General features: G+C 72.5%; 12 protein-coding genes. 5 read left to right on the top strand and 7 right to left on the bottom strand.

What is annotated here, in order from left to right:
• Positions 1–7: 7 nt before the first annotated feature.
• Together ACPXCS_RS10105 and ACPXCS_RS10100 are read right to left on the bottom strand one after the other, a co-directional pair.
• On the bottom strand, positions 8–1,177 hold the full coding sequence (locus tag ACPXCS_RS10105; RefSeq protein WP_425970939.1) for a dihydrodipicolinate synthase family protein: 1,170 nt from the start codon (positions 1,175–1,177) through the stop codon (positions 8–10).
• Entirely contained in the window at positions 1,174–2,325 is a 1,152-nt protein-coding gene (locus ACPXCS_RS10100) for a Gfo/Idh/MocA family protein (RefSeq protein ID WP_425947243.1), read from the bottom strand. The genes ACPXCS_RS10105 and ACPXCS_RS10100 overlap by 4 nt, the downstream gene beginning before the upstream one ends.
• A gap of 279 nt (positions 2,326–2,604) precedes the next feature.
• Between ACPXCS_RS10100 and ACPXCS_RS10095 the strand changes: the two genes are divergently transcribed.
• From ACPXCS_RS10095 to ACPXCS_RS10075, 5 genes are all read left to right on the top strand, one after another.
• On the top strand, positions 2,605–3,654 hold the full coding sequence (locus ACPXCS_RS10095; RefSeq protein ID WP_425947242.1) for a LacI family DNA-binding transcriptional regulator: 1,050 nt from the start codon (positions 2,605–2,607) through the stop codon (positions 3,652–3,654).
• 186 nt (positions 3,655–3,840) lie between these two features.
• Positions 3,841–4,773 carry an amidohydrolase family protein gene (locus tag ACPXCS_RS10090; RefSeq protein WP_425947240.1) on the top strand — a complete coding sequence of 311 codons (933 nt, stop codon included), beginning with the start codon at positions 3,841–3,843 and terminating at the stop codon, positions 4,771–4,773.
• A gap of 94 nt (positions 4,774–4,867) precedes the next feature.
• Positions 4,868–5,842, top strand: a complete 975-nt coding sequence (locus tag ACPXCS_RS10085) for a hypothetical protein (RefSeq protein WP_425970937.1) — start codon at positions 4,868–4,870, stop codon at positions 5,840–5,842.
• A 27-nt stretch (positions 5,843–5,869) separates the two neighbouring features.
• Entirely contained in the window at positions 5,870–6,832 is a 963-nt protein-coding gene (locus tag ACPXCS_RS10080) for a bifunctional helix-turn-helix transcriptional regulator/GNAT family N-acetyltransferase (RefSeq protein WP_425947238.1), read from the top strand.
• 11 nt (positions 6,833–6,843) lie between these two features.
• Entirely contained in the window at positions 6,844–7,647 is an 804-nt protein-coding gene (locus ACPXCS_RS10075) for a sugar phosphate isomerase/epimerase family protein (RefSeq protein ID WP_425947236.1), read from the top strand.
• Between the two features lie 232 nt (positions 7,648–7,879).
• Here the strand turns inward: ACPXCS_RS10075 and rbsD are convergent, their stop codons facing one another.
• The 5 genes from rbsD to ACPXCS_RS10050 form a co-directional block, all read right to left on the bottom strand.
• A complete protein-coding gene (gene rbsD, locus ACPXCS_RS10070) occupies positions 7,880–8,269 on the bottom strand; it encodes a D-ribose pyranase (protein ID WP_425947235.1) in 390 nt (129 codons plus the stop codon).
• Positions 8,266–9,168 (bottom strand): ribokinase, encoded by a 903-nt coding sequence (locus ACPXCS_RS10065; protein ID WP_425947234.1) that lies wholly within the window; start codon positions 9,166–9,168, stop codon positions 8,266–8,268. Before ACPXCS_RS10065 ends, rbsD begins: the two co-directional genes overlap by 4 nt.
• Before the next feature lie 73 nt (positions 9,169–9,241).
• Positions 9,242–11,191, bottom strand: a complete 1,950-nt coding sequence (locus ACPXCS_RS10060) for a substrate-binding domain-containing protein (protein ID WP_425947233.1) — start codon at positions 11,189–11,191, stop codon at positions 9,242–9,244.
• Positions 11,181–12,710 (bottom strand): sugar ABC transporter ATP-binding protein, encoded by a 1,530-nt coding sequence (locus tag ACPXCS_RS10055; RefSeq protein ID WP_425947231.1) that lies wholly within the window; start codon positions 12,708–12,710, stop codon positions 11,181–11,183. Before ACPXCS_RS10055 ends, ACPXCS_RS10060 begins: the two co-directional genes overlap by 11 nt.
• Positions 12,707–13,723: a LacI family DNA-binding transcriptional regulator gene (locus ACPXCS_RS10050; protein WP_425947229.1), complete on the bottom strand. Its 1,017-nt coding sequence runs from the start codon at positions 13,721–13,723 to the stop codon at positions 12,707–12,709. The genes ACPXCS_RS10055 and ACPXCS_RS10050 overlap by 4 nt, the downstream gene beginning before the upstream one ends.
• Positions 13,724–13,773 lie beyond the last annotated feature (50 nt).

Below are 13,773 nucleotides of genomic sequence, written 5' to 3'. Positions count from 1 at the left end.
GAGGCGCTCACTGGTCCACCCCGTACACGCTCAGCAACGTCTTCATCCGCTCCTCCGCCAGCTTCGGGTCCGGGAACAGCCCGAGACCGTCGGCCCGTTCGTACGCCGTGGTGAAGTGCGGCAGCGAGCGGGCCGACTGCAGTCCGCCGACCATCGTGAAGTGCCGCTGGTGCCCGGCCAGCCAGGCCAGGAACACCACGCCCGTCTTGTAGAAGCGGGTCGGGGTTCGGAAGAGGTGCCGGGACAGCCCGACCGTGGGGTCGAGCAGGGCCCGGAAGCCCGGTACGTCACCGGTGTCCAGGACCCGGACCGCCTCGGCCGCCAGCGGGCCCAGCGGGTCGAAGATGCCGAGCAGGGCGTGGCTGAAGCCCTGGTCGTCGCCCGCGATCAGCTCGGGGTAGTTGAAGTCGTCCCCGGTGTAGCAGCGCACGCCCCGCGGCAGGCGGCGCCGGATGTCGATCTCCCGCTGGGCGTCCAGCAGCGAGACCTTGATGCCGTCGACCTTGTCGGGGTGCGCGGCGATGACGTCCAGGAAGGTGCGGGTGGCGGCGTCCAGGTCCGTGGCCCCCCAGTAGCCCTCCAGCGCCGGGTCGAACATCGGGCCCAGCCAGTGCAGGATCACCGGCTCGGACGCCTGGCGCAGCAGGTGCCCGTAGCCCTCCAGGTAGTCCTCCGGCCCTCGGGCGACCGCGGCCAGCGCCCGCGAGGCCATCAGGATCGCCTGCGCGCCCGACTCCTCCACGAGCGCGAGCTGCTCCTCGTAGGCGGCCCGGATCTCCGCCAGGCCGTACGGGTGGCCGAACTCGGTGACCGGCAGCTGGTCGGTGCCCACGCCGCAGGCGATCAGGCCGCCGACCGACTTCGCCTCGGCGGCCGAGCGGCGGATCAGCTCGGCCGCGCCCGCCCAGTCCAGGCCCATGCCGCGCTGGGCGGTGTCCATGGCCTCGGCGACGCCAAGACCGTGCGACCACAGGTGGCGGCGGAAGGCGAGGGTGGCGTCCCAGTCGACGGCGGCGGGCGAGTCGGGGGAGACGTCCGCGAACGGGTCGGCGACCACGTGCGCCGCCGAGAAGACCGTACGGGAGGTGAACGGCGTGCCGGTCGTCACGGCCAGGGGCTCGGTGCGCGGCTCGTAGGTGCGCAGCGCCCCGCCCGGGCCCGGGAGTCGGATGGTCACAGCGAGATCTCCGGCACGTCGAGGCGGCGGCCCTCGGCCGAGGACCTCAGGCCCAGCTCGGCGAGCTGGACACCGCGGGCTCCGGCCAGCAGGTCCCAGTGGTAGGGGGCGTCGGCGTAGACGTGCCGGAGGAACAGCTCCCACTGGGCCTTGAAGCCGTTGTCGAACTCGGCGTTGTCTGGGACCTCCTGCCACTGGTCGCGGAAGACCTCCGTGGCGGGGATGTCCGGGTTCCACACCGGCTTGGGGGTGGCGGAGCGGTGCTGGACGCGGCAGTTGCGCAGCCCGGCCACCGCCGAGCCCTCGGTGCCGTCGACCTGGAACTCCACCAGCTCGTCGCGGTTGACGCGGACGGCCCAGGAGGAGTTGATCTGGGCGATCGCACCGCCCTCCAGCTCGAAGATGCCGTAGGCGGCGTCGTCGGCCGTGGCGTCGTAGGGCTTGCCGTTCTCGTCCCAGCGCTGCGGGACGTGGGTGGTGGCGATGGCCTGGACGGACTTCACCCGGCCGAACAGCTCGTGCAGCACGTACTCCCAGTGCGGGAACATGTCGACGACGATGCCGCCGCCGTCCTCCGCCCGGTAGTTCCAGGACGGGCGCTGCGCGGCCTGCCAGTCGCCCTCGAAGACCCAGTAGCCGAACTCGCCGCGCACGGACAGGATCCGGCCGAAGAAACCGCCGTCGATCAGCCGCTTCAGCTTCAGCAGACCCGGCAGGAACAGCTTGTCCTGGACGACGCCGTGCTTGACGCCGGCCTCGTTCGCCAGCCGGGCCAGGTCGAGGGCGCCCTGCAGGCCGGTCGCCGTGGGCTTCTCGGTGTAGATGTGCTTGCCGGCCGCGACGGCCTTCTTGATGGCCTCCTCGCGGGCCGAGGTGACCTGGGCGTCGAAGTAGATGTCCACCGTCTCGTCCGCGAGGACCGCGTCCAGGTCGGTCGAGACGTGCTCGAGGCCGTGCCGCTCGGCCAGGGTGCGCAGCGCGTGCTCGCGGCGGCCGACCAGGATCGGCTCGGGCCACAGCACGGTGCCGTCGCCGAGGTCGAGACCGCCCTGCTCACGGAGGGCGAGGATGGAGCGGACCAGGTGCTGGCGGTAGCCCATGCGCCCGGTCACGCCGTTCATGGCGATACGCACCGTCTTGCGTGTCACGTCGTTCCTCTCGTACGCGGTCGTCGCGCCGCGTACGCCCCACCCGTCACCGGTGAGCCGGTGAATCCGCCCGTGGACTGGTGAACGTGACAGCAAGCGCTTTCTATACAGGAAGAAGCTAGCCTCTGACGGCGGTCCGGACAAGACCGTGACCAGGACGAGTTGTTCGAGGGGGCGAACAACGGGGGGTCGGGGGCTTAAGGTCTGCTCGGAACCACGGCCACAGCTCTGGATGTGTACGAGGGCGGACGACGAGATGCACGACCGGAGGACGACGAGATGACGGTGACCCTGGCGGACGTGGCGGCCCGCGCGCAGGTCTCGCCCGCGACGGTGTCGCGCGTGCTGAACGGGAACTACCCCGTGGCGGCCTCCACCCGCGAACGGGTGCTGAAAGCGGTCGACGAGCTCGACTACGTGCTCAACGGGCCCGCCAGCGCCCTGGCCGCCGCCACCTCCGACCTGGTCGGGATCCTGGTGAACGACATCGCCGACCCCTTCTTCGGGATCATGGCGAGCGCCATCCAGGCCGAGATCGGCGGGCCGGGCGGGCGCGCGGGCGGGGAGCGTCTCGCGGTGGTCTGCAACACCGGCGGCTCCCCGGAACGGGAGCTGACCTACCTCACGCTGCTGCAGCGGCAGCGCGCCGCGGCCGTGGTGCTGACCGGCGGGGCGATCGAGGACGCGGCGCACCGGGCGGCCATGGACGCCAAGGTGCGCAAACTGACGGACGCCGGGACGCGGGTCGTGCTGTGCGGGCGCCCGCCGGCGCCGGAGACCGGGGCCATCGCTCTGACCTTCGACAACCGCGGGGGCGGGCAGGAACTCACCGAGCACCTGATCGGGCTCGGCCACCGGCGGCTCGGGTACATCGCGGGCCCCGAGGAGCGGACCACCACCCGGCACCGGCTGGAGGGCCACCGCGCCGCGCTGGCCGCGCACGGCATCGAGGAGGACCCCCGCTGGACGGTGCACGGACGCTACGACCGACGCTCCGGCTACGAGGCGACGCTCGAACTGCTGCGGCGCGACCCGTCGCTGACGGCGGTCGTCGCGGCGAACGACTCCGTCGCGCTCGGCGCGTGCGCGGCGCTGCGGGACTCGGGGCGGCGGATTCCGGAGGACGTGTCGGTCGCGGGCTTCGACGACCTGCCGTTCAGCATCGACGCGGTGCCTTCGCTGACGACGGTGCGGCTGCCGCTGGCGGAGGCGGGGGCCCGGGCCGGCCGGATCGCGATGGGACGCGAGGAGGCGCCGCCCGGGGGGATCGCCTCGGTGCGGGGGGAGTTGATGGTGCGGGGGTCCTCCGGGGTGCCGCGGTCCGCGTGAGGCGGTGCGGCTTCCCGCGGTGAGGCGGTCCTGGGCCGAGGTGGTCCTGGGGTGAGACGGTCCTGGGGTGAGACGGTCCTGGGGCGAGGGCCGTGCGCCGGTGACGCAACCGACCGACGCGGGCGCACACGCGGGCACCGGCAGGGCACGGGCACAGGCGCCGGCAGGCGTCGGACGGGGAGGGGCATGACCACGACGGAGGACGGCGCGCACGACCGCCGCAGCGCACCCGGCGGCTCCGGGGAAGCCGGTGACGTCCGGCGCTTCTGGGGCCGGCTCGGCCTTCCCGGTCTCATCGACGTGCACACGCACTTCATGCCCGAGCGGGTCCTGCGCAAGGTCTGGGACTACTTCGACACCAACGGGCCGCTGATCGGCGGACTGCAGTGGCCGATCACGTACCGGAAGGCGGAGTCGGAACGGGCGGCCCTGCTGCGCCGGTTCGGCGTCCGGGCCTTCACCTCGATGCTCTACCCGCACAAGCCCGGCATGGCGGCGTGGCTGAACGGCTGGGCGGCCGACTTCGCCCGCCGCACCCCCGACTGCCTGCACACCGCCACCCTCTTCCCCGAGCCGGGCGTCGGGACGTACGTCCGCGAGGCCGTCGAGGCGGGCGCGCGGGTGTTCAAGGCGCATGTGCAGGTCGGGGACTACGACCCCGCCGACGAACTGCTCCGGCCCGCCTGGGGCGTGCTGGCCGAGGCCGGGATCCCGGTGGTGATGCACTGCGGCTCCGGGCCCGCGCCCGGCAGGCACACCGGCCCCGCACCCGTCGCCCGGGTGCTGGCGCGGCACCCCGGGCTCCGGCTGATCGTCGCGCACATGGGCATGCCCGAGTACGAGGATTTCCTCGACCTCGCCGAGCGGTACGACCAGGTGCGGCTGGACACCACCATGGCGTTCACCGACTTCACGGAGGGATTCATGCCGTTCCCGCGCCGGGCCCTGCCTCGCTTCGCCGCCCTCGGCGACCGCATCCTGCTCGGCTCCGACTTCCCCAACATCCCCTATCCCTACCTGCACCAACTCCAGGCACTGGAGCGGCTGGACCTGGGGGAGGAGTGGCTGCGGGCCGTGTGCCACGACAACGCGGCGGACCTGTTCGCGATGCGATCGTGAGGCAGTCGTGTTCCGTCGCCCGTGAGGTGATGTCTTGAGGAAGGTGGCACTGCGTCCCCACGCACTGTTGCCTCGTCAGTACGACCCCGGGAGCGTGCTGGCCACCACCGTGGACGCCTGGGGCCGGGGCCTCTGGCTGATCTGCCCCGACGCCGAACTCCGCCCCAGTTCGTTCGGCCGTCCCCACCCCCGGCCCCGCACCTTTCCGTACGACGCGCTCCTCGTCACCGACGACCGCGGCGTGATCAGCGAACGGGCCGTGCCCGGCTTGGACTTGCGGGTGACCCAACTGGACTCGCTCCCCAACGGCCGGCTCGTCCTGCAGGGGTACGGCGACGGCGGTGACCGCAACGCCCGGATCCTGGGAAGGGACGGCCGCCGCCGCAGCGGCTTCGCGATGGGTCGCGCGGTCGAGTACCTGATGGCGGACCGGCGGCACCACGTGTGGAGTGCCTACTTCGACGAAGGCGTCTACTGCGATCCGATCAGCGCCGCGGGCCTGGTGCGCTGGGACAGCGGCGGTCATCGCCTGTGGGGGTATGCGCCACCGCGGGGCATCGAGTACATCGACACGGTGTACGCCCTCAACGTCGACGACGGCGTCGCCTGGGCGAACTACTACCCCGGCTTCCCGCTGCTGGAGGCCCGGACCGACGGCGCCGTCCGACTGCGGAGCACCCCCGTGATCGCCCCCCGGGGCATGGCCGTGCACGGTGACCACGTCACGATGCTGGGAGGTGACCGGCAACCGGACCTTCTGCACCGCTGCCGCCTGACGGACGGCGAGGCCGTGCCGGTCGAGGAAGCGTGTCTGACCCTCCCCAACGGAGCCCCGCTCAAGGGGTACGCACCCCCCGTGGGACGAGGCCGCCACCTCTACCTGCGCGGCTCATCTCCCCGGCAGTGGTACGTGATGCGCGCCTATGCCGGTGGCCGCCGGCCGGTACGGAGACCTCGCGGGACGTCCCTCGGCCGAAGGGGCGACCGGTTGCCAGGGGGCGGCGTACCCGCCTCGAGGGCTGGTCCGAGCGCCTCGTGCGGTCTAGGCTCGCCCTCACGGAATCTCTGACTCAGTCAAAGATCGGGGGCCGCGGCCATGACCGTCCAGGACATCCGCTCCTTCAACCGCTTCTACACGAACGTCATCGGCGCGCTCGACTACGGCCGCCACCTCTACGCCCCCTACACCCTCACCGAGTCCCGCGTGCTCTACGAGCTCGCCCACGCGGCCACGGACACCGCCGACCTGCGGGCCCGCCTGCACCTGGACGCGGGGTACCTGACCCGCATCCTGAACAGGTTCGAGGAGGACGGGCTGGTCGAGCGCGGGCCGTCTCAGACGGATCAGCGCCGCCGCCGCGTCAGCCTCACCGGGCGCGGCCGGGAGACCGCCGCGCTGCTCGACGAGCGGGCCCGGGAGTCCGTCGGGGCGCTGCTGGACACGGTGCCGGCGCAGGACCGGCCGCGTCTGGCGGAGGCGATGCGGACCGTCCGGAGGATCCTCGGCGACGGCCCGCCCCCGCGCCCCGAGGACGTCGTGCTGCGCGGGCCCGTCCCCGGCGACCTCGGCTGGATCGTGCAGCGCAACGCCGCGCTGTACGCCGCCGAGTACGGCTGGAACGCCGACTACGAGGCCCTGGTCGCCAGGATCGTCGCCGACCACGCCGGGAACCACGACCCCCGCCGGGAGCGGATCTGGATCGCCGAACTGGACGGCCGGCCGGTCGGCTGCGTGATGTGCGTGCGGGACGACGCGCCCGGGGCGGCTCGCCTGCGCCTGCTGCTCGTGGAGCCGGACGCGCGCGGCCTGCGCATCGGCGACCGCCTGGTGGGAGCCGTCGTCGGCTTCGCCCGCGAGGCCGGCTACCGCGAGGTGGTCCTGTGGACCAACGACGTGCTCACGGCGGCCCGCCGCATCTACCTGCGCCACGGCTTCACGCTGGTCGCCGAGAAACCGCACCGCTCCTTCGGACAGGACCTGACCGGCCAGGACTGGCGACTGGATCTTCACGCAACACCCGGGTGCGGAAGGGGAGTCGCCGCCGGGGGTGCCGGGTAGGGTCCGTCCACATGAAGCTGGCGTTCTCCACCCTCGGTGTCCCCGGCCTGCCCCTGCCCGACGTGCTGAGGCTCGCGACCACCCACGGCTACCACGGTGTCGAACTGCGCACCCACCCCGAGGAACCGGTCCACCCCGGCCTCGACGCGGCCCGGCGGGCCGAGGTGGCGGCCGAGTTCAAGGGCTCGGGCGTAGAGCTCCTCGGCCTCGCGGGCTACGCGCGGGTCGCCGCACCCGGCGACGACGAGCCCGTCCTGGCCGAGATCCGCGCCCTCCTCGACCTGGCCCGCGACCTGGGCGCCCCGTACGTCCGCGTCCTCCCCGGGGGCGACCCCGACACCCAGACCCCCGAGGAGGCCGACGAGACGGCCGCCCGCCGGCTGGGCACGGCCGCCGAGTACGCGAACGACCTCGGGGTCCGCATCCTCCTCGAGACCCACGACTCCCACCGCACCGCCGCCGACGCCATGCGCGTCCTCGGACTCGTCGGCCACCGCCAGGTCGGCGCGCTCTGGGACGTCATGCACACCTGGCTCGGCGGTGAACAGCCCGCCGAGTCCTACGCGGCCCTCTCCCCGCACCTCGGCTACGTCCAGGTCAAGGACATCGCCTCACCCGACGACACCACACCGCTGCCCCTGGGCGAGGGCGTCCTCCCGCTGGCCGAATGCGTGGAGATCCTCTCCCGCAACGGCTGGGACGGCTGGCTGTGCTGGGAGTACGAAAAGCGCTGGTACGAACAGGCACCCCCACTCCAGGACATCCTCACCCCCGGCCGCGAACACCTGAGCAGGCTCCTGAACGACTCGGCGTAGGAGGCACCTGCCCGGCCCCCCCGGCCCCGCCCGCGCCCCCGCCGGAAAAACCCGGCGAGAATTTCTCGTCCTCGCGTGCAACCCTTCCCCGCCCTCGCGGGTCGTATGGGGTGTCAGGACTTCTGGAGGGGGATCCGGGGGGATCGCGGGGGACCTGGCGGGAGGGGAAAAGCCGAGGGGCCCGATCGACGGATCGGGCCCCTCGAAACCGTTTTGGGGTGGCGTCCGGGGGTCAGAAGAAGACGCCGCAGCGCAGCAGGACGTTGGCGTACGGCCGGGCCTCGCCCGTACGGACGATCAGCCGGGCCCCTGCCGACAGCTCCTTGAGCCGCTCGTGCGGGACGAACTCCAGCGCGGGGAAGCAGCCGTCCAGCAGCGCCGCCGCCTCCGGGTTGGCGCGCCGCACCTCCTCGGCCGCCGTCGCCCCCTCGATCACCAGCTCGGCGAGCAGCCCGTCCAGCACCTCGGCGAACGCCGGCACCCCGGCGCGGAACGCCAGGTCCACCACCTGCGGCCCGTCGGGGATCGGCATGCCGGCGTCGCACACCAGCACCCCGTCCCCGTGCCCGAGCCCGGCCAGCGCACCGGCGAGGTGGCGGTTGAGTATTCCGGCCTTCTTCACAGCGCGGCGACCTCCGCCGCCGTGGGGAAGGACGCCTGCGCACCCTCCCTGGTCACCGTCACCGCCCCGACCCGCGCCGCGTACGCCGCGGCCTCGGCCAGGGACTCCCCCGCCCCCAGCCGCCAGGCCAGCGCGGCCGTGAAGGCGTCCCCGGCTCCGGTCGTGTCCACGGCGTCCACCTTCACGGACGGCACCCGCGCGACCCCGTCCGCCGACGCGACCAGCGCGCCCTGCCCGCCCAGCGTCACCACAACCGAGCGCGGGCCCTTCGCGAGCAGGATCCGCGCCCAGTCCTCGGGGGAGTCCCCGACGGCCGAGTCGCCCAGGATCACCTTCGCCTCGTGCTCGTTCACGATCAGCGGGTCGCAGGCCGCCAGCACCTCGGGCGGCAGCGGCCGCGGCGGCGAGGGGTTGAGCACGAAGCGGCTGCCCGGAGCCAGGTTCCGCACCACCTCCTCCACCGTCTCCAGCGGGATCTCCAGCTGCGCCGACACCACCCTGGAGCTCTGGAACAGGCACCCGGCGGCGCTCACGTCCTGCGGGGTCAGCCGGCCGTTCGCGCCCGGCGAGACCACGATGCTGTTGTCCCCGGACGGGTCGACCGTGATCAGCGCGACCCCGGTCGGCGCGCCGCCCACCAGGACACCGACCGTGTCGACACCGGCCTCCCGCTGCGAGTCCAGCAGCAGCCGGCCGTGGTCGTCGTCGCCGACCCGGGCCAGCAGGGCCGTACGGGCGCCGAGCCGGGCGGCGGCGACCGCCTGGTTCGCGCCCTTGCCGCCCGGGTGGACGGCCAGGTCGGAGCCGAGCACGGTCTCGCCGGCACCGGGCCGGCGCTCCACTCCGATCACCAGGTCGGCGTTGGCCGACCCCACGACCAGGAGGTCGTAGTCGTTCATGCGTCGTCTCCCCACGTGAGTGACATGGACGGGCGGTCCCACCAGCCGGGCGACCGCCCGCCGTTCCCCGATGTCAGCCGCTGAAGCCGGCCACGTTCTCCTTCGTGACCACCTTCACCGGCACCTTCACCGTCTCCTGCACCTTCTTGCCCTGGAGCGCCTTCAGGGCGTTGTCCACGGCGATCTTCCCCAGCTGGGACGGCTGCTGCGCCACCGACGCGTACAGCGTGCCGCCCTCGACCGCCTTCAGACCGTCAGGCGTGCCGTCGAAGCCGACGACCGAGACCGACGTGCCGGCCTTCGAACCCAGCGCCTTGATCGCGCCGAGGGCCATCTCGTCGTTCGCCGCGATGACGCCCTGGACGTCCGGGTGGGCCTGCAGCAGGTTCGACATCACGTCGAGGCCCTTGGTGCGGTCGAAGTCGGCGGGCTGCTGCGCGACGACGTCGATGCCCGGGTAGGCCTTGAGTCCCTCGGCGAAGCCCGCGGCGCGTTCCCGGGCCGCGGACGTGCCCGCCTGGCCCTGGAGGATCACGATCTTGCCCTTGCCGCCCAGCTTGTCCGCGATGGTCTTCGCGGCCAGTTCACCGCCGGCGACGTTGTCGGAGGCGACCAGAGTGTCGGTCCTGGCGTCGTTCACCGTGCGGTCCACGGCGATGACCGGGATGTCCGCCTGGTCGGCGGCCTTCACGGAGTTGCTCGCCGCGTCCGAGTCCACCGGGTTGACGATGATCGCGCCCAGGTTCGAACTGGTGAAGTTCTGCAGCTGGTTGGCCTGCTGGGAGGCGTCGTTCTGGGCGTCCGTGACGGTCAGGTCGATGCCCAGCCTCTTCGCCTCGGCCTGGGCACCCGCCCGGATCTGCACGAAGAAGGGGTTGTTGAGGGTGGACAGCGACAGGCCCATCTTCGGGGTGGCCGTGGAGGAGGAGCCGTTGTGCAGGAAGGACGTGGCGCCGACGATCGCGACCGTGACCACGGCGGCCAGCGCGTAGGTCGTCGCCTGCTTGCCCCTGCCGCCGCCCGCGCCGCCCGCGGCCGGGTTCACCCCGGCCTTGCGGCGGGCGGTGTCGAGCAGCACCGCCAGCGCGATGACGACACCGATGACGACCTGCTGCCAGAACGCCGAGACGTTCAGCAGGTTCAGCCCGTTGCGCAGCACCGCCAGGATCAGCGCGCCGATGAGCGTCCCGGACGCCTTGCCGGTGCCGCCCGCGAGGGAGGCGCCGCCGATGACGACCGCGGCGATGGCGTCCAGCTCGTAGCCGTCGGCGGCCTGCGGCTGCGCGGAGGAGAGCCGGGCGGCCAGTACGACACCCGCGACGGCGGCGAAGACACCGGAGAAGGCGTAGATGGCGAGCTTCTGCTTCTTCACGCGCAGCCCGGACAGCCGCGCGGCCTCCTCGTTGCCGCCGATGGCGTACATGGAGCGGCCGATGTAGGTCCGCCCCAGCACGAAGGCGGCGATCAGGCCCATGACGACCATGACCAGGACGGGCACCGGCAGCCAGCCGCCGAGGGTGTCGCCAAGGTGGGAGACCGAGTCGGGGAAGGCGATCGGGGAGCCCTCGGAGATGACCAGGGACAGGCCGCGGGCCACGGACAGCATGGCGAGCGTGGCGATGAACGGCGGCAGCTTGCCGTAGGAGATCAGGACGCCGTTGACCAAGCCGCAGACGATGCCCGTGGCTATGGCCAGCAGGACGGCGAGGAAGACCGGGACGCCCGCCGAGGTGGCGCTCCAGGCGAGGACCGTGGCGGACAGCGCGGCGACCGAGCCGACCGACAGGTCGATGCCCGCCGAGACGATCACGAACGTCACGCCGAAGGCGAGGATGGCGGTCACGGCGGCCTGTACGCCGACGTTGAGGAGGTTGTCCGTCGTCAGGAAGTCGCCGGACAGCGCCGACATGGCGATGACGAGGACGATGAGCGCGGTGAGCGCGCCGTTGTCGAGCAGGAGGCGGCGCAGGCCCCCGGAGGCGCCCCGCGCGCCCGTCGTGCTCTTGAGCGTGTCAGTGGCCACGGGAGGCCTCCGTTCCGGTCGTGCTGGTGGTGGGGGTGCTGACGGCGAGCGCCATCACGGCGTCCTGGGTCGCCTCGTCGGCGGAGAGTTCACCGGCGATCCGCCCCTGGGCCATCACCAGCACCCGGTCGCTCATGCCGAGCACCTCGGGAAGGTCGCTGGAGATCATCAGGACGGCCGCGCCGGCGGCGGTGAGTTCGTTGACGAGCTGGTAGATCTCGACCTTGGCGCCGACGTCGATGCCCCGCGTCGGCTCGTCGAGGATCAGCACCTTGGTGTCGGCGAGCAGCCACTTGCCGATGACGACCTTCTGCTGGTTGCCGCCGGAGAGCGTGCGCACGTGCTGGCCGAGGCCCGCCATCCGCACACCGAGCTGCTCGGCGATCCGCGCGGCGGCCTCGCGCTGACCCCGGAGGTCGACGAGTCCCGCCCGGGTGGCCGACCGCAGGGTGACCAGCCCGAGGTTCTCCTCCACCGAGGCGTCCAGCACCAGGCCCTGGCCCTTGCGGTCCTCGGGGATCAGCCCGATGCCCGCGCTCATGGCCGCGTTGACGTCGTACTTGGCGACCGGCGAGCCGGAGACCTTCACGCTGCCCCGGTCGTAGGGGTCGGCCCCGAAGACCGCCCGGACGACCTCGGTCCGCCCGGCCCCGACCAGTCCCGCGATGCCGACGACCTCGCCGGCGTGCACCTCGAAACCGACGTCGTGGAAGACGCCGTCCCGGGTGAGCCCCTCGACGGTGAGCAACGGGGCTCCCTTCGCGGGCCGCTCGCGCGGGTACTGCTGCTCGATCGAACGCCCCACCATGAGCCGGACCAGTTCGTCCTCGGGGGTGGAGGCGGGTACCTGCCCGACGCTCTTCCCGTCCCGGATGACCGTCACCCGGTCGCCCAGGGCGGAGATCTCCTCCAAGTGGTGGGTGATGAAGACGACCCCGACGCCGTCCTCGCGCAGCGTGCGCACGATCGCGAAGAGCTTCTCGACCTCCTCGGAGGTGAGCACGGCCGTCGGCTCGTCCATGATCAGCACACGCGCGTCCAGGCTCAGCGCCTTGGCGATCTCGACCATCTGCAGGCGCGCGATGCCGAGTTCGCGGACCCGTGCCCGGGGGGACACGTGCACGCCGACCCGCTTGAGCAGGACCTCGGCCTCGGCCTCCATCCGCTTGCGGTCGATCATCCCGAAGCGGCGGGGCTGCCGCCCGAGGAAGATGTTCTCGGCGACCGTCAGATCGGGTACCAGGTTGAACTCCTGGTAGATCGTGGCGATCCCGAGCCGTTCGGAGTCCTGCGCGCTCTGGATGCGGGTCTCCGCGCCGCCGACCAGGATCCGGCCGGCGTCGGGCGTGTAGGCGCCGGAAAGCATCTTGATGAGGGTGCTCTTGCCCGCGCCGTTCTCACCGAGCAGCACGTGCACCTCGCCCCGGCGCAGGTCGAAGTCGACGCCGTCCAGCGCGACCACGCCCGGGAAGGTCTTCCGCAGGCCCTCGATGCGCAGCAACTCGTCCGCGTTGCTCACGACTGGCTCCTGTTCGTTACGGGGTTCTCGCCGCAGGAGCGGCGTACGACGAGTCGGGCGGGGAGGGCGACGGACTTACCGGGCCGTCCCTCGATGCGGTCGACCAGGGCCCGTACGGCGGCCCGGCCCAGCTCGCCCGTGGGCTGGGCGATCGCGGTGATCGGCGGATCGGTGTGCACGAACCACCGGATGTCGTCGAACGCGGCCAGCGCGAGGTCGTCCGGCACGCGCAGGCCACGCGCCCGCACGGCGTCCAGGGCGCCGAGCGCCATCAGGTTGTCCGCCGCGAACACCACCTCGGGCGGCTCGGCCAGGTCGAGGAAGCCCTCGGTGACCCGGCGCCCGCTCTCCGCCTGGAAGTCGCCCTGTCCTATGTAGGTGTCGGGCAGTGGGAGCCCGTAGGCGCCGAGCGCCTCCCGGAAGGCCTCCACGCGCTCCCGGCCGGTCGTGGTCGCCGCCGGGCCCGCGATGATCGCGAGCCGCCGGTGCCCGAGCCGGTGCAGGTGCGCCACCAGGTCCCGCACCGCCGCCCGCCCGTCGGACCGGACGACCGGTACGTCCACGCCCGGGATCCACCGGTCGACGAAGACCATGGGCGTCCCGGCCCGGGCGGCGTCCAGCATCAGCGGCGAGCCGCCGTCCGTGGGGGAGACCAGCAGACCGTCGATCCGGCGGTCCAGCAGGGTGCGCACGTGGTGGTCCTGGAGGTCGGGCCGCTCGTCGGCGTTGCCGATGATCACGCTGTAGCCGAGCGCGCGGGCCTCCTCCTCGACGGAGCGGGCCAGTTCGGTGAAGTACGGGTTCAGCACGTCGCTGATGACCAGGCCGAGGGTGTGGGTCTGGTCGGTGCGCAGGGAGCGGGCGACGGCGTTCGGGCGGTAGCCCAGGGTCTCGACGGCGGCCAGCACGCGGGTACGCGCGTCGGCGCTGACCGACGGATGGTCGTTCAGGACGCGCGATACCGTGGCGACGGACACGCCCGCCTCGGCAGCGACATCCTTGATGCTCGCCATCGCCGCTCCACCTCCTTGTGGAAACGGAACCCGTCACGGGTCCGTGGAAT

The sequence above is a fragment of the Streptomyces sp. DT190 genome (genome assembly GCF_049846985.1).
Taxonomy (GTDB): Bacteria; Actinomycetota; Actinomycetes; order Streptomycetales; family Streptomycetaceae; genus Streptomyces.
This window is presented reverse-complemented; position numbering and strand designations above follow the sequence as displayed.

What these genes read in the sequence shown, in the direction of transcription:
- ACPXCS_RS10095 (WP_425947242.1), top strand. Translation starts at nt 2,605, where the DNA reads ATGACGGTGACCCTGGCGGACGTGGCGGCCCGCGCGCAGGTCTCGCCC.
- ACPXCS_RS10090 (WP_425947240.1), top strand. Translation starts at nt 3,841, where the DNA reads ATGACCACGACGGAGGACGGCGCGCACGACCGCCGCAGCGCACCCGGC.
- ACPXCS_RS10080 (WP_425947238.1), top strand. Translation starts at nt 5,870, where the DNA reads ATGACCGTCCAGGACATCCGCTCCTTCAACCGCTTCTACACGAACGTC.
- ACPXCS_RS10075 (WP_425947236.1), top strand. Translation starts at nt 6,844, where the DNA reads ATGAAGCTGGCGTTCTCCACCCTCGGTGTCCCCGGCCTGCCCCTGCCC.
- ACPXCS_RS10065 (WP_425947234.1), bottom strand. Translation starts at nt 9,168, where the DNA reads ATGAACGACTACGACCTCCTGGTCGTGGGGTCGGCCAACGCCGACCTG.
- ACPXCS_RS10050 (WP_425947229.1), bottom strand. Translation starts at nt 13,723, where the DNA reads ATGGCGAGCATCAAGGATGTCGCTGCCGAGGCGGGCGTGTCCGTCGCC.